We start from the raw sequence: 14,007 nt of genomic DNA, 5'->3' as shown, positions 1-14,007 counted from the left end.
GATCGTTAGATCTACGGAAATGCTCGAAGGAAGGCAGGTCGATGCCGCGGGAGACCGGACGCAAGGTCATCGCGTCCAACCGCAAGGCTCGGCACGACTACACCGTGCTCGACACCTGGGAGGCCGGCATCGTGCTGACCGGCACCGAGGTGAAGTCACTACGCGCCGGCCGCGCCTCACTCGTCGACGGCTTCGCGTTGGTGGACGACGGTGAGATCTATCTGCACGGCGTCCACATCCCGGAGTACGTCGCCGGGACCTGGACCAACCACGCTCCGCGTCGGGTCCGGAAGCTGCTGCTGCACCGGGCCGAGATCGAGAAGCTGATCGGCAAGATCAAGGAGGGCGGGCTGACGCTCGTCCCGCTGTCGATGTACTTCTCGGACGGGCGGGCGAAGGTCGAGATCGCGCTGGCCCGCGGTAAGAAGGCCTGGGACAAGCGTCAGGACCTGGCCAAGCGGGACTCCGACCGGGAGATCGCGCGGGCGTATGGGCGCAATCTCAAGGGACGGCGCTAGACTGGAGTGGTTACACACCGACCAGGGGGTGATTGGTCTCGACACCGGACGTTGAGACAGGGGAAGCGGGCCGAGAAAGGCAACGATGATCTCGTAAACCATGCGTTGCAACCAATTAAGCGCCGACTCTGATCAGCGCGCGTACGCCCTCGCCGCCTGAGGCTAGGGATACGCTGTCAGCCCGGTAACGCCTTCGGACCGGATCCTGGCATCAGCTAGAAGGCTTACTTACCAGCCCGGCCATCGGGGCTGGCAAGGAAATCTCACAGTGGCTGGGCTCGTCACATCGGCTTGTTCGCGTGACCGATGGGGCCAAGTAGAGACATAGCGAACTGCGCCCGGAGAAGACCTGTTGAGGCGACGGTGGACGCGGGTTCGATTCCCGCCACCTCCACGGCCACGAAGGCCCCCGACCATAAGTCGGGGGCCTTCGCCTTACCCGGCCAGCGCGTGCGTGGTCCATCCGTCGCCGCTGCGCCGGTACTCGAGACGGGTGCTCGGGCCGAGTTCGTCCGCGGTCCAGAACGTGACCCGGTGGGGCCGGAGCCGGAAGCCGGTCCAGGTCGCCGGGGGCTCGAGCGGACCCGGGTTCGTGTCCTCGAACGCCTGCCAGGCCTGGTGGCGCTGGCCGGCCGGGCGGGCGGCCAACTCGTCGCTGTTCACCCAGGCCAGCACCTGGAGGTACCGGGTCCGACGCCGGTACGCCTCGCGCAGCGCGTCCGGGCCCAGCGGCTCCACGTCGCCGACCAGCGTGATCTGGCGGTCGCGCTCACCGATCGGGATGACCACGCAGGCCCGGGGCGCGGCCGCGAGTTCGGCGGCCTTGCGCGAGCGGGCGTCGGTGTGGAACTGGACGCCGTGGTCGTCCAGGGCGCTGAGCAGCACCGTGCGGGCGTCCGGGTAGCCGTCGGCGTCCAGCGTCGCGAGCGTCATCGGCGGGCGGATCGGGTCGGCGTTGTCGGGGAGCCAGGCGCGGAGCACAGCAAATACATCGGTCACGGGCGCAGCGTAGGGATCCCAGATTGAGTCCGCGTTTCGCGTTCGATGGCGACCCGAGCCTTACACCCTTACAGTTGCAGCCAGCAAGCTTTTTGTCCGAGGAGACGTATCCCCATGGCCGACTCGAGCGCCGCCCTGTCCGCGGCGCAGCTGCCCGCCGCCGATCAGCCCGACGACGCGGTCACCGAGTTAGGGCGCCAGCTCGCCCGCTTCGGTCGCACGATGGTGCGCTACAAAGCCCAGCAGGCGGCCACGGTCGGCGAGGCCGCCACCGCCGCCTACGGGCTCCTCTTCCAGCTCGCCGAACGTCCGCAGCGGGCCGGGACGCTCGCCGAGGCCGTGCACGCCGACCCGTCGACGGTCAGCCGTCAGGTCGCCCAGCTCGTCGACCGGGGGCTGGTCGAGCGCAAGCCCGACCCGGCGGACGGCCGGGCCTGCGTGCTCGTCCCCACCGAGGCCGGCCGCGAGGTGATCGCCGTGTTGCGCCAGCAGCGCGAGGAGCATCTGGCGCGCATAGTCCGGGACTGGCCGGACAGGGACGTGGACGACCTGGTGCGGCTGCTCGGCCGGTTCATCACCGGGCTCGAGTCCGCTCGCCCGTTGGGCGTCCGCATTGATGAAGACAGAAGCTGAGGAGTACGGATGGCCGCGCCGTCGAAGCCCGTGGAAGCAGCGTCGGAGACGCTGCTGACGCACCGGCAGATCCTGTTGATCCTGACCGGACTGATGTCGGGCATGTTCCTGGCGGCGCTCGACCAGACGATCGTCGCGTCGTCGATCCGGACGATCGCCGACGACCTCGACGGCCTGTCGCTGCAGGCGTGGGCGACGACCGCGTACCTGATCACCGCGACGATCACGACCCCGCTCTACGGAAAGCTCTCCGATCTCTACGGACGGAAACCGTTCTTCCTGGGCGCGATCGGGCTGTTCCTGGTCGGGTCGGCGCTCTCGGCGGCGTCGCAGTCGATGTACGAACTGGCCGCGTTCCGGGCCGTGCAGGGGCTGGGCGCGGGCGGGCTGTTCAGCCTGGCGCTGGCGATCCTCGGCGACATCGTGCCGCCCCGGGAGCGGGCCCGCTACCAGGGGTTCTTCCTCGCGGTGTTCGGGACGTCGAGCGTGCTCGGCCCGGTGATCGGGGGAACGTTCGCGGGCCAGGACACGATCCTGTGGGTCTCCGGCTGGCGCTGGGTGTTCCTGGTGAACGTCCCGATCGGGCTGGTGGCGCTGATGATCGTCATGCGGGTGCTGAACATCCCGCACCAGCGCCGTGAGCACCGGATCGACTGGCCGGGCGCGCTGGCGCTGGTCGTCGGGCTGGTGCCGTTGCTGATCGTGGCCGAGCAGGGCCGGATCTGGGGCTGGGGCTCCGGGCGTTCGATCGTGTGCTTCGTGATCGGGGCCATCGGCCTCGTGCTGTTCATCCTGGCCGAGCGCCGCTGCGGCGAGGACGCGCTGATCCCGCTGCGGTTCTTCCGGAACTCGGTGTTCACGACGACGTCGCTGGTCGCGCTCGTCACCGGCATGGGGATGTTCGGCGGGCTCGCGGCGCTGCCGCTCTACCTGCAGATCGTCAAGGGCGCGTCGCCGACCCAGGCCGGCCTGCTGCTGTTGCCGCTGACCGCCGGGATCATGACCGGCTCGATCATCTCCGGCCAGCTGATCTCCCGGACCGGCCGGTACAAGATCTTCCCGATCATCGGCACGGTGCTGATGACGGTCGGGCTGCTGGCGTTCAGCCAGGTGCACTGGGACACGCCGTTCTGGCAGACCGGCATCGTGATGGCGATCTTCGGGCTGGGGCTGGGCAACGTGATGCAGCCGGTGACGCTCGCGGTCCAGAACGCGATGCCCCCGCGCGACATCGGCGTGGCCACGTCGTCCTCGACGTTCTTCCGTCAGATGGGCGGGACGCTCGGCACCGCGGTGTTCCTGTCGGTGCTGTTCAGCCAGGCCGGGACGAAGATCGGCTCGGCGTTCTCGACGATCGTGCCGACGCCGTCGTACCAGGCCGCACTGCACGATCCGCAGGTGCTGGCCGACCCGGCCAACCAGCGGTTCGTCGAGCAGCTGTCGTCCGGGAGCGGCTTCGGCGGCGCGCTGGACGACTCGTCGTTCATCAACCAGCTGGACGAACGGCTGGCGAAGCCGTTCTTCGTCGGATTCTCCGACGCGGTGGATCAGGTCTTCCTGCTGGGTGCGGCGATCATGGTGGTGGCGATCGTGCTCGCGTTCCTCATCAAGGAGATCCCACTGCGGACGCAGTCGGGCGTGGACGCCGCTCGGGCGGAGGCTCGGGCTGCCGAAGAGGGGTCAAACTAGTTCGGCGCGGAGTGGCGCTTCCCAGTGCGAAATGCGTCACACTGAGAGGCCCCTCGCTGTAGCTCAGTGGACAGAGCCCTTGGAGTATCTCTGGGGAGACGCCGGTTCGACTCCGGCCAGCGAGTCCGAACTCCTCACGGAAGTTCGAGCGCGAGCTCGATGCCGTCGAGCGCGTGGGAACAGGGGCAGTCGCGGTCCTTCGGCAGCGCGGCGGCGGTCTGGAGCACGAGCGTGCGCATCCGGTCGGTGTTCTCCGCGAAGACCCGGAACACCTCCTCCTGCGTGACCTCCTCGCCGGCGTCGACCCCGGCGTCCAGGTCGGTGACCAACGCGATCGCGGTGTAGCAGACGGCCAGCTCGCGGGCCAGGACGGCTTCCGGGTGCCCGGTCATGTTGACGACCGACCAGCCCTGCGCGGTGAACCAGCGGGACTCGGCGCGAGTCGAGAAGCGAGGCCCCTCGACGACGACCATGGTGCCCTCGTCCACGGCGTTCTCGGCGTTGGCGAGCACGGCGGAGCGTCCGACCGGGCAGTACGGGTCGGCGAACGAGACGTGCACGGCTCCGACGTCGTGAAAGGTCTGAGCGCGGCCGGAGGTGCGGTCGACCAGCTGGTCGGGGACCACGAACGTGCCGGGACCGAGCTCCGGTCGGAGGCCGCCGACCGCGCACGGCGCGAGGATCTGCCGGACGCCCAGCGACCGGAGCGCCCAGAGGTTCGCGCGGTAGGGGATCCGGTGCGGCGGGAAGCGGTGGTCCCGGCCGTGGCGGGGGAGGAAGGCGATCGGCCGGCCCTCGACCAGGCCGATCGTGATCGGGTCGCTGGGGGCGCCGTACGGGGTGTCCACCACGACCTCGTCGACTTGCTCGAGCAGGGCGTAGAGGCCCGAGCCTCCGATCACGGCGACGTCCGGCCGGGCAGTAACGGTCATGTGGCGGACGATACCGGGCTCCATGTGTAAGTCGTTCGCGGTCGGGATACCTAACCATCAGTCATCGAAAGGGAGTCCGACATGAGCTTCGACGACAAGACCGAGAACAAGGCGCAGGAGCTGAAGGGCGCCGCCAAGGAGCGCTGGGGCGGCGCTACCGGTAACGAGAGCCTGCAGGCCGAAGGCGCTGCAGAGCGCTCGGAGTCCAAGCTCAAGCAGGCCGGAGAGCACGTGAAGGACGCGGCCGAGAAGGTGAAGGACGCCTTCAAGAAGTAATCACCGAGAGTCGCCGCCCCCGCGTCGGCGGGGGCGGCGTTTTCGTGTGCCGGTCGTCGGGAGATGCTCGCGCGTCGGCGAACAAGATGACATGCTCCGACGGGCGCCCGTGGGCGACTCGACGGAACGGTGGCGGGGGTGGTTCGGCATGATCACGGGCATGCCGGCGGAAGACCTGACGGGGCGCCTGCTCGTCGCCTCGCCCTCGCTCAAGGACCCGAACTTCGAGCGCTCGGTCGTTCTGCTCATCGCCCACGAGCCGAGCGGCGCGCTCGGCGTCGTCCTCAACCGCGCGACCGAGGTCCAGGTCGAAGACGTCCTCGATGGCTGGCAGGAGTTCGCGGCGCAGCCGTCGGTCGTCTTCGAGGGTGGTCCGGTGCAGCCGGAGGCGGCGATCTGCCTGGCCCGGGTGCGCCCGGGGACGTCGCCGGACGGGTTCAGCCGGGTCGAGGGGGTCGTCGGGACAGTCGACCTGTCGGCGAGCCCGGAGGCGTTCAACGGGTCGCTGGACCGCCTGCGGGTCTTCGCGGGGTACGCGGGATGGGACGCGGACCAGCTGGAGTCGGAGATCGAGCAGGGCGCGTGGCTGGTGCTGGACGCGCTGCCGGGGGATGCGTTCGTGCCCCAGCCGGACGACCTGTGGTCGATGGTGTTGAGGCGGCAGGGCGGGATGCTGGCGGCGCTGGCGTTCTATCCGGCGGATCCGCAGTTGAACTGAGGGGCCGGGAGGGGGCCGGGGAGGGGGAGCCCGGCGGGTTGTGTACTATTCAGCAGTCGGTCCGGAACGGGCCGGACGGGGCTGTGGCGCAGCTGGTAGCGCACCACACTGGCAGTGTGGGGGTCAGGGGTTCGAGTCCCCTCAGCTCCACCCGAGGTTGATGCTCGCGAACACCGCGTGAGCTGGCCTGATTCGCCCCGGCCAGAGTACTGGCCGGGGCTTCGTTGCTTTCCGGGACGAGGTCTCCGGCTCGGACACGAAAAACCGGTGTCGCAGTGGCCGCCTTGAAGTCGAGCTGCAACTCGTCGATGAGAAGGTCGCAGAGTTCCTTGCGGCGCGGGTGGTCCCCGTCCCGAATGATGTCAGTGATCCATGCGGCGGCGGTCTCGAGCTCACGGGGGCTGATCATCGGAGGCGCGTTGTCGAGCTGGATCTGGATTTCATCGCGCCGGCGGCGGAGCTCGGTGAGTTCTTCGGAGAGTGTCTCGATCCGGGTTCGAAGAAGATCGTGGTCGAGGCGCCCGGCCTCGTAGTCGGTGAAGTAGCGGTCGACGACGAGTTCTTTCTGGGTGAGCCGAGCCTTGATCGTTGCGAGTTCGGCTTCGCTGCCGGCCACTGCGGCGCGGTGGTGTTCCTGGGTGGCGCGGAGCGCGTCGTTGATCAGGTCGGTTCGGGTGCGGTAGAAGGTGCCCAACGCCTGGAGCACTATCTCGTCGAAGGCGTCGGCTTGGATCCGTGGGGCGCCGCACCTCTCCGTCCCGTACCGGTTGCGGGTAAAGCAGGTGTAGTAGCGGTATTGGCGGTACTTGCCGGTGGCAGACGTTCCTAGGTAAGTCTGGCCGCATCGAGGGCAGCGAATCTTGCCGCTCAGGTAGTAGTCGGAAGCCGCGCCGGCGAATTTCGCAGGATGTTCGCTGCGTTCGACGAGGATTTCCTGGGCCAGGGCGAAGACCTCGGGTGGGATCAGCGGCGGATGAGCGTCTTCCACGTAGATGTCGCGGAAGGCGACCGTGCCGACGTAGGCCAGATTCGTGAGGACATCGATGACGGTCTTGTGGCTCCAGGGCCGCCCGCTGCGTCGTCGCATGCCGCGGCTGTTGAGATCCGCGGCAATCGCCCGGGCGCCGCGCCGTTTAGTCGTGTATTGCTGGAATATGTTCGTAATGTTTGGGGATTCTGTGGAGATCGGGGTCAGGCACTGGGTCGCCTGATCGACGACGTACCCCTCTGGTGGAGTACTCAACGTCCATTGGCCTCGGCTGGCCTTACGTTCCATCCCGTTGATGACCCGATCAATGATCATCTCGCGTTCGAACTCGGCGAAGACCCCGAGCATCTGGACGAGCATTCGGCCCGCTGGAGTGGCCGTGTCGAAGGGCTCGGTGGCCGATCGGAAGGTGACGCCGGCGGAGGTGAGCTCGTCCAGGAGCCAGACCAGGTCGCGGATTCGGCGGCTGAATCGGTCGACGCGGTAGACGAGCAAGACGTCGAACTTGCCGGCCTTGGCGTCGGCGATCGCGCGTTGGAGGTCGCGGCGGTCGAGGGTTCCGCCCGAGCCGTCGTCGGTGTATTTGGCGACGACGGACCAGCCGTCTTGCGACGAGGCGTAGGCGTCGAGCTTGGTGTCCTGGGCTTCGATGGTGAACGGCTGGTTCTCTTCATCGGTGGAGCAACGGGTGTAGGTGGCGACCCGCTGATGGGTGATCGGCAGAGACAGGGTCGTCGTCCTTGCCGGGCGTGATCGGCGTGCCATGGCGACTCCTTCCCGGAGAGAAAGTCGGCCTTAGTCCTCAGGCTTGGTTGGCCTGTCCGGGCTGGGGGACGGCTGCGGGGTGTCGATCCGCTCGAAACGAGCGCGGGCTACTGCCTCGGCGATCATCGATGCGAGGAGATCGACGGCCTGTCGGTACTTCTTCTCGGAGATGGGGGCGGTGCGTGGCGCGGCGAGTGTCGGCAGCACCGCGGGAGACATTCCGGGTGTTGGCCGAGCGCCCAAGCCCAGGGCCGGCTCCGGAGAATCCGAAACGTAGCTCGCTTCGTTGCGCGACGGCAACGTGACTTCGCGACGTTTTCGGGCGACTTTTCGCTGTTCAGCGTGGGTGGTTGTGTCGTCGTCGCGTGTGACTGAGTCGCGGTCAGTCATGGTGCGAAAGGTTCGGGCTGAAGACGAAGAGGTCGAGACGCAGCGTCGGGTGTTGAGATCTCGCAGGTGTCGCGCGCGTGAGGTGTTCGGCCTCTGCCTGGGTGGAGTAGTAAAGGAATCGATCACCGCCGCTAGGGGCGCTGATTGTAACGATCTGCAGCATCCGGTGAAGTCCAGCGTCGTGGGCTGCCGCTACCAATTGCTCATCGTCACTCGGGTTTGAGCTTGGTCGCGGTGAGTCGTCGGGCCGAACAGTCGTGACCAGGCTCGGGATGTCGGGCAGCAACAACCGGCTGATGGCGCGGAGATCCAGAAGGTCGGGGTTGCCTGCGGCGCGAGGCCAGCGGACGACAATCAGCCTGACCGGCGGCGCCACGGGCCCAAGCACGGAAACGTCGCTCTGGTGCTGCACGTCCAGGTAGGTGCATCCGGCGGCGACTACGGCATAGCGAAGGATCGGGTCGCCGTCGAGGTCGGCGACTGATTCCCCAGGCCGCGCGTACACATGAACGAGTCGCTCTGCGACGCGCGACGCGAAGTCCTCGGCCGGTTCACGGGCGCTTTCGTGGTGTCCCAGTTGCCAGACAGCGATCGGCAATTCGCTGTGGATGTTCGTTCGTCTGCTGTGATAGACAGGATTTTTGTCGGGCTCGTCCGATGGGCGGGGTTGTGAATCGTTCGTTCGCTTAGCCATCCGAACGGGTGGCTCCGGTGCCTGACCGGCCATGTTCGCCAACGTCGAATGTCCAACAGCCGACGGTCTCGCCGGTCGCGATGCGTCACCCGTACCCAACAGCGGGCCAACATGGCATCGCGGGCGTCGCGCAAGGGATAGACCTTGCCTCCCCGCCCGCCGACGGCGGCGCGCGTGTCTGACCGAGAAGGGGTGCTGGCGCTCAGGCTCGGTCAGCTCAGCTTCCTGTGCCTCCCGCGGGCATCGAGGAAAGCCCGTGCGGCATCGGCGCCACGGCTGCAGACCATCGAACCCAACGGACGACCGCCACGACCCCAAGGCTGCCCAAGAAGATTGGAACACCGCAATCGATGCCGCGAGGAGGCCATCCTCGAGCCAGTCGGGACGACCCGGCATCGGTCACGGAACAATGACTAGATCGGCCGAAAAGACTCAGCCGATCACCTCCCGGCCGCGGAAGACCTCGAGTCGCCAGACAACGATCGAGATCGCGGTGCCAGCCCGAGCTGAGTCGCGCAACCCGACGGCAGAGTCATCGTGAGTCGCCGACTCGGCTGAGAACAAGCCTGCAGTGCCTATCAGGTCGTGCAGGCATCGACACGGCTTCGGCGCCCGATGGCCGTGTCCGGGTAACCAATGCATGCGATGGTCGTTGACCGGCGGCGAGATCTGCGGACGGCCATCCAGCAGCAGCCTGGCGCGATGGGGGCTCGTCGGCAGCACATACACTTCGTCGACACAGACCGGGAACAAGAGCAACTGAGGTTCGGATGGCACGCAAGGTCGAAGTACTCCTCGTTGACGACATCGATGGCGGCGCCGCCGCGGAGACCGTGAACTTCGCCCTCGACGGAACGGCATACGAAATCGATTTGTCCGCCGCGAATGCCGGCGCTCTTCGAGACGAGATGGCGCGCTTCGTCGCGGCGGCCCGAAAGGCTGGGAAGTCTCCGCGAACCGCGCGCACCCGCACCGCGGGCGAGTCCCAGTCGGTAGGGGCAAACCGTCAGCAGAACCATGCAATCCGCGAGTGGGCGAAGACCCAAGGATTCGATGTCAACGTCCGCGGACGGATCCCAACTGAGATCGTCGAGAAGTACAGGGCGTCTATCCGAGGTTAGAGCAGTGAGATGGAAGTAGAGCCAAGAGGTGTTGAGACTCAAGACCTGCGGACTTTTAATCCGCGGGTTCTGGGTTCGATCCCCAGGCGGCCCACCCGCTGAGCAGCTGTTTTGTTGAATACAAGTGTCGTATGTGGTCAAGAAATGGGCTGTGGTTGCTCATTGGTTGCTCGGATGTCGGCGGCGTGTCGTATCGACTGCTCAGGCCGGCGTGTTCGGCCGCTTTGTCGGCAGGGAAGACGAACGCCGAGCAGTGCGTGGCGGTGTCGACGGCGCGCCTGGCTGCGGGGCGACTTGGGTCGGGGCTACCCCATCCAGGTTGTATGGCCGTTGCTCGCGCCGAACGCTGGTCGCGAAATACCCTTGATTCGCACCTCTGGCCGTTCGCGTCTTGTGCGCCAGCCGTTAGACGTCAGTTGCCTACACTTCCTCCTGCTGTGCTGTATGACAGGAGGACGTGGTGGGGGCTGCAGGGCTGGACCGCGAGGGCACGGGGCGGCTCGGGGTCTCAATCCTGAACACGTTGGTCGTGCGCGATCTGCGTTGGGTGTTCCGGGAGCAGGCGACATCGGACGCGGGGATCGATGCGCACGTTGAGGCGCGGGACTCGGCGGGCCGGCAGACTGGGCGTCTGATTGCCCTGCAGATCAAGGCCGGTCCGAGCTTCTTCGGCGAACGCACCGCCGACGGCTGGGTGTTCCGGTTCGACGAAGCTCATTTCCATCTATGGCTTGGGCATGCGCTACCGGTGTTGATTGTGCTCGTCGATATCGAGACGCAGCGAGGGTACTGGCAACAATTCACGCCAGGAACGGTGGAGCCGACCGGCAAGGGCTACAAGATCGTCGTCCCGGAACGACAGTGCGTCAGCGACGCGGCCGACGAGTGGGATCACATCGCCAGCGGCATCGAGCGAGATTCCCGGACGCGGTACGAGCAGCTGTTGACGGTCTTGCCCCCGTCCACTGCGGCCATCCTGGCCGAGCTGCATGACAGCGCACCCGGTGACGCCGCGGTCCTCGCGGCTCATCTGGCTGACGGCCGCAGCCAGCCGACCGAGACCTGCCGGGCTCTGCTCTCTATGGCGCCGATATGGCTGATCCGTGACGCGGCACGCGCCTGGCGAGCGGTCGCCAGCTTTGGCGTCGAACACGGTGCCATGGCGGTTGGGTCGGAGGCGTTCGAGCGCGCCGCAGCGGCGGACCCGGAGCGCGAGGGGCGCCTGCTTCTCGCCGCGGTCCTGCCGCTGCTGGATCTCGATCGGGACCGCGCCCATCAACTGGTTGATCGCGCAGCCGGCCTCCCCGGCACGGAGTTGGTGGTTGCGCTGATACGGGCGATCCTGGCGCAACCGTCAGGGAACGCCGCGCCGTGGGAGCTGCCGTCCGGGCTCGACCTCGACGTTCCCGCAGCTCGCTCAGACCACGCTGTTCAGGCCATCCTGACCAGGCACGCACTACGGTCGCACGAATGGGACGCTGCGGTCGTCCGGGCGACACGCGCATTGGAGCTGGATCGTGATGGCAGTGACGCGATGGAGTTGCTTGCCGAAGCCCTGTTGCATCGCTCGCTGAGTACGTGCGCCCACGCCGACGACCTCCAGCGGGCGGGCGAACTAATGAGGCACGCCGTCGAGCAGCGTCATCGATGGGCCGGCGCTACTGATGGGTATTTGGACAAGCTGCTCGAGATCCACGTGTTGTCCGGAGATTTGGACGTGGTCTTGCGCTACGCACTCGCTGCGCCGCACGGCGTCGCGCGGATCGAAGAGGCAGAGCGCCCCGACGTGCGTCGACACGCAGCCGAGGCAGCACACGAACTGGGCCAGCACGACCTTGCGGTGGCGCTCGCCGAGCAACTCGGCGATGCACCCGCCGACCAGCTGCTCGCCGCGAGGATCAACGACACCGCGTTGCCCCGCGACGACCAGATCCGCCTGTGGACCGCGGCGCTGGACGAAGCGGAGGCGACCGACGACTTCACCGGCATCCTGCGCGCGGTCGAGAACCTCTCCGGTCTCGGAGTCGACGCTGCGGCACGGCTGGATCCTCTGGTTCGCCGCTCGCTGATCTCCGCGGACGTGCCGCAGCGCATCACCGTCGTGGCCGCTGCAGTCCGCGAGCTGGACCCGGCTCTGCCGTCGTTGCGGGGACTGAGCAAGACGAACGCGAACGCAGCTCTGATGCTGATCCGCGAGCTCCGCGCCGCCCATCGCTACGACGAGGCCCTCGACGCGTGTGACGCCGCGTACCACTCGCTGCACCGTCCGATCTTCCTGGCCTACCGAGTCCAGGTACTCCAAGAGGCTGATCGCCTTGGCCAGGCCGAACAGGCCGCACACATCGCGCTCGCCGATGGGCACCTCGGCCATGTCGAACGGGCCCGGCTACTTCGGTTCCTTGCGCTGCGCGCAATCCACTCCGGCGATGGTGCCGCCGCCGAGCGACACACCGGCACCCTGCTCACGCTCACCACGGACCCACCGGCGGACGTCATCTGGCTACGCGTAGCCGCCGAACTTGTCCAACTTCGTCCCAACCGAGCCGCCGCGCTGCTCCACGACCACCACCCATCCGTCCTCACCCCCACGCACGGCCATTGGTGGCTCCAGGCATTCGCCACCGAACCGTGGACCGACCAGGACGCCAGTCAGGCCTACGCGCTAGCGAGCCAGTTCCGGGATAAGGCCCCGAACCTGGCCCGAGCGCTGCTGATGGCGATTATCGAACGCGCCACCGCCGAACGCCCAGAGCTCCTGGATGTCCACACGCACTCTGACCCCGACGATGACCACGCGGCTGCCGCCAGGCGATCCACGACATCCGCTGCGGCGGCAGCGGTTCCCGACGAACTGTACGCTGCGGCGTTCCAGGCATTGGACGGCCTGATCGCCCGGCACGGGGACGACCTTGGGGCACGCAAGTTCGACGGACCCATCGAGACCCTGGCCGACGAGATCACCGCCACCGTGCAATCCACGGCGGACCCGCGGATAGCCACAGACCTCATTCGCGCTATCCGACTCGGCCGCCTGCCCCTCGGGATGCTGGCGACGGGGTTGCGCCTGCCCTATGGCCTAGTGCTAATCCAACGCGCCGCGGGCGTACAAATTGCCGCCGCCGCGGATGACGGACAACATGACCTCGACCACCAGGCGGCCCGTGACGCATTGAACCGTCCGGTCGTCGTAGACGCGTCAGCGCTCATGGTCTCCAGCCAGCTCCCCGGCGGCACTGATCTCGCCGGCAGGTTCTCCATCGTGCATCTGCCGGCCGTGTCGCGCGCCGACATCTTGCAATCCGTCATCCATGCCCGAAGTAATGCCGCCAGCGTCGGCAGCCTCGGGTGGGACGACGAACGCCAGCAACTCGTCTTCCACCCGATGACCCCGGCCGACCGCCTCCAACTGCTCCGCCGCGCCGCAGCGCTCGAAGCATCCTCATGCGATCTCGTCTTCGACCGGGTCGTGAACCTACCCGACTTCGGCGACTTCGATCCCGAGCTATTCGGCTCCTGGCTGGCACCACTTCAACTCGCCAAGACCAAACAGTGGTCATTTTGGAGTGACGACGTCGCGCTCCGACAGCTTGCCCGATCCGTCGGAGTGCCTGCTTTCAGCACGGCAGCTCTCACTGAAGAACTGACGAGCATCGCGATCGAACTCGATGATCCGACGCGTCCTGGCAGCGACGACAGGATTCGGGATCTCACCGACCGCCAACACCAGCTCGTCCGCGCGATGGTGGCGGACTATGTCGTGGACGTTCCGGCCTCCCTCGATGACCTCCTCGCCCAGGCACAGGCCGACGAGTGGCAACCTGCCGCCTCCGCCGTTCTGCTCACGCGCCCGGCCTGGTGGGCATGGGCCGACACCCCCTTCGCCGACCTACGCGCTATCTACCAGCACGTCAGCGAGCACCGGCCTGAAGCCCTGATCGGCTGGCAGTACGCGGCCATGGAAGGTCTGAGCCTCGCGTTCTCCGATGACCCCAACGAGGCCGTTCTCTGGATGACGACCATCGCGTTGTACGGCTTTGCGCCGGACCCGCCAACGGAAGACGTCAAGGCCGGACTGTCCCGAGTGGCCGAACTAGCTGCGGCCCGTCACCTTCCCGGGCCCCGCCAGTTTCTGTCGGCTGCCGCGTACCTCCTACACAGGATGGGATATCTGACCGATCCAGCCACGATCGTCACGAGCGTGCTGTTCGAGGCATAGCAGCTGACCGTCCGGCAGGTGGCGCGTGGCCTCGGGGTCTTCGGGCATCAGTTGGACGGTCGTCCTTC

Annotated in this window: 12 protein-coding genes, 3 tRNA genes, 1 other RNA gene and 1 pseudogene; 12 read left to right on the top strand and 5 right to left on the bottom strand. The window is 67.1% G+C overall.

Translation table 11 applies throughout. The annotated features are described in order from the left end of the window. Window positions 1-41 precede the first annotated feature (41 nt). Both smpB and ssrA read left to right on the top strand, forming a co-directional pair. Window positions 42-518, top strand: a complete 477-nt coding sequence (smpB, locus tag FL583_RS22755) for an SsrA-binding protein SmpB (RefSeq protein ID WP_142706771.1) — start codon at window positions 42-44, stop codon at window positions 516-518. A gap of 24 nt (window positions 519-542) precedes the next feature. After that, window positions 543-915: a transfer-messenger RNA gene (gene ssrA, locus FL583_RS22750) on the top strand. A 38-nt stretch (window positions 916-953) separates the two neighbouring features. Here the strand turns inward: ssrA and FL583_RS22745 are convergent. Then, window positions 954-1,517: a pyridoxamine 5'-phosphate oxidase family protein gene (locus FL583_RS22745; RefSeq protein WP_142706769.1), complete on the bottom strand. Its 564-nt coding sequence runs from the start codon at window positions 1,515-1,517 to the stop codon at window positions 954-956. Between the two features lie 114 nt (window positions 1,518-1,631). Between FL583_RS22745 and FL583_RS22740 the strand changes: the two genes are divergently transcribed. From FL583_RS22740 to FL583_RS22730, 3 genes are all read left to right on the top strand, one after another. After that, window positions 1,632-2,150: a MarR family winged helix-turn-helix transcriptional regulator gene (locus tag FL583_RS22740; RefSeq protein WP_170323823.1), complete on the top strand. Its 519-nt coding sequence runs from the start codon at window positions 1,632-1,634 to the stop codon at window positions 2,148-2,150. A gap of 9 nt (window positions 2,151-2,159) precedes the next feature. Beyond that, a complete protein-coding gene (locus FL583_RS22735; RefSeq protein WP_142706765.1) occupies window positions 2,160-3,839 on the top strand; it encodes an MDR family MFS transporter in 1,680 nt (559 codons plus the stop codon). 52 nt (window positions 3,840-3,891) lie between these two features. After that, a tRNA-OTHER gene (locus FL583_RS22730) sits at window positions 3,892-3,964 on the top strand. A gap of 9 nt (window positions 3,965-3,973) precedes the next feature. Here FL583_RS22730 and FL583_RS22725 read toward each other — a convergent pair. Next, the gene (locus FL583_RS22725) at window positions 3,974-4,771 is read right to left on the bottom strand and encodes an S-methyl-5'-thioadenosine phosphorylase (protein ID WP_142706762.1); all 798 of its coding nucleotides are present in this window, start codon (window positions 4,769-4,771) and stop codon (window positions 3,974-3,976) included. 81 nt (window positions 4,772-4,852) lie between these two features. Here FL583_RS22725 and FL583_RS22720 point away from each other — a divergent pair, with 81 nt between their 5' ends. The 4 genes from FL583_RS22720 to FL583_RS41855 all read left to right on the top strand — a co-directional run bounded on the left by FL583_RS22720 (window position 4,853) and on the right by FL583_RS41855 (window position 6,594). Further along, complete coding sequence (locus FL583_RS22720) at window positions 4,853-5,047, top strand: CsbD family protein (protein WP_142706760.1); 195 nt, start codon at window positions 4,853-4,855, stop codon at window positions 5,045-5,047. A gap of 160 nt (window positions 5,048-5,207) precedes the next feature. Continuing rightward, window positions 5,208-5,765, top strand: a complete 558-nt coding sequence (locus tag FL583_RS22715; protein ID WP_240746766.1) for a YqgE/AlgH family protein — start codon at window positions 5,208-5,210, stop codon at window positions 5,763-5,765. Between the two features lie 77 nt (window positions 5,766-5,842). Beyond that, window positions 5,843-5,915, top strand: a tRNA-Ala gene (locus FL583_RS22710). A gap of 190 nt (window positions 5,916-6,105) precedes the next feature. Then, on the top strand, window positions 6,106-6,594 hold the full coding sequence (locus FL583_RS41855) for a hypothetical protein (protein ID WP_240746765.1): 489 nt from the start codon (window positions 6,106-6,108) through the stop codon (window positions 6,592-6,594). On the opposite strand, the pseudogene FL583_RS43035 reads toward FL583_RS41855, so the two are convergent. The 3 genes and pseudogenes from FL583_RS43035 to FL583_RS22690 form a co-directional block, all read right to left on the bottom strand. Beyond that, window positions 6,517-7,518 (bottom strand): annotated as a pseudogene (locus tag FL583_RS43035) (recombinase family protein); the annotation flags it as partial. The gene FL583_RS41855 and the pseudogene FL583_RS43035 sit on opposite strands and share 78 nt — an antisense overlap. Before the next feature lie 30 nt (window positions 7,519-7,548). Continuing rightward, a complete protein-coding gene (locus FL583_RS22695) occupies window positions 7,549-7,908 on the bottom strand; it encodes a hypothetical protein (RefSeq protein WP_142706756.1) in 360 nt (119 codons plus the stop codon). Then, complete coding sequence (locus FL583_RS22690) at window positions 7,901-8,635, bottom strand: hypothetical protein (RefSeq protein ID WP_142706754.1); 735 nt, start codon at window positions 8,633-8,635, stop codon at window positions 7,901-7,903. The genes FL583_RS22695 and FL583_RS22690 overlap by 8 nt, the downstream gene beginning before the upstream one ends. Window positions 8,636-9,372: 737 nt before the next feature. Here FL583_RS22690 and FL583_RS22685 point away from each other — a divergent pair. The 3 genes from FL583_RS22685 (at window position 9,373) to FL583_RS22680 (ending at window position 13,939) form a co-directional block, all read left to right on the top strand. Next, window positions 9,373-9,723: a histone-like nucleoid-structuring protein Lsr2 gene (locus FL583_RS22685; protein ID WP_142706752.1), complete on the top strand. Its 351-nt coding sequence runs from the start codon at window positions 9,373-9,375 to the stop codon at window positions 9,721-9,723. A 26-nt stretch (window positions 9,724-9,749) separates the two neighbouring features. Beyond that, window positions 9,750-9,817 (top strand) — tRNA-Lys (locus FL583_RS40280). A 366-nt stretch (window positions 9,818-10,183) separates the two neighbouring features. Further along, window positions 10,184-13,939, top strand: coding sequence for a DUF4365 domain-containing protein (locus tag FL583_RS22680; RefSeq protein WP_170323822.1), 3,756 nt, complete (start codon window positions 10,184-10,186; stop codon window positions 13,937-13,939). Window positions 13,940-14,007: the final 68 nt, after the last annotated feature.

It is taken from the genome of Cryptosporangium phraense (genome assembly GCF_006912135.1).
Classification (GTDB): domain Bacteria; phylum Actinomycetota; class Actinomycetes; order Mycobacteriales; family Cryptosporangiaceae; genus Cryptosporangium; species Cryptosporangium phraense.
This window is presented reverse-complemented; position numbering and strand designations above follow the sequence as displayed.

What these genes read in the sequence shown, in the direction of transcription:
- smpB (WP_142706771.1), top strand. Translation starts at nt 42, where the DNA reads ATGCCGCGGGAGACCGGACGCAAGGTCATCGCGTCCAACCGCAAGGCT.
- FL583_RS22740 (WP_170323823.1), top strand. Translation starts at nt 1,632, where the DNA reads ATGGCCGACTCGAGCGCCGCCCTGTCCGCGGCGCAGCTGCCCGCCGCC.
- FL583_RS22735 (WP_142706765.1), top strand. Translation starts at nt 2,160, where the DNA reads ATGGCCGCGCCGTCGAAGCCCGTGGAAGCAGCGTCGGAGACGCTGCTG.
- FL583_RS22725 (WP_142706762.1), bottom strand. Translation starts at nt 4,771, where the DNA reads ATGACCGTTACTGCCCGGCCGGACGTCGCCGTGATCGGAGGCTCGGGC.
- FL583_RS22720 (WP_142706760.1), top strand. Translation starts at nt 4,853, where the DNA reads ATGAGCTTCGACGACAAGACCGAGAACAAGGCGCAGGAGCTGAAGGGC.
- FL583_RS22715 (WP_240746766.1), top strand. Translation starts at nt 5,208, where the DNA reads ATGCCGGCGGAAGACCTGACGGGGCGCCTGCTCGTCGCCTCGCCCTCG.
- FL583_RS22695 (WP_142706756.1), bottom strand. Translation starts at nt 7,908, where the DNA reads ATGACTGACCGCGACTCAGTCACACGCGACGACGACACAACCACCCAC.
- FL583_RS22690 (WP_142706754.1), bottom strand. Translation starts at nt 8,635, where the DNA reads ATGGCCGGTCAGGCACCGGAGCCACCCGTTCGGATGGCTAAGCGAACG.
- FL583_RS22685 (WP_142706752.1), top strand. Translation starts at nt 9,373, where the DNA reads ATGGCACGCAAGGTCGAAGTACTCCTCGTTGACGACATCGATGGCGGC.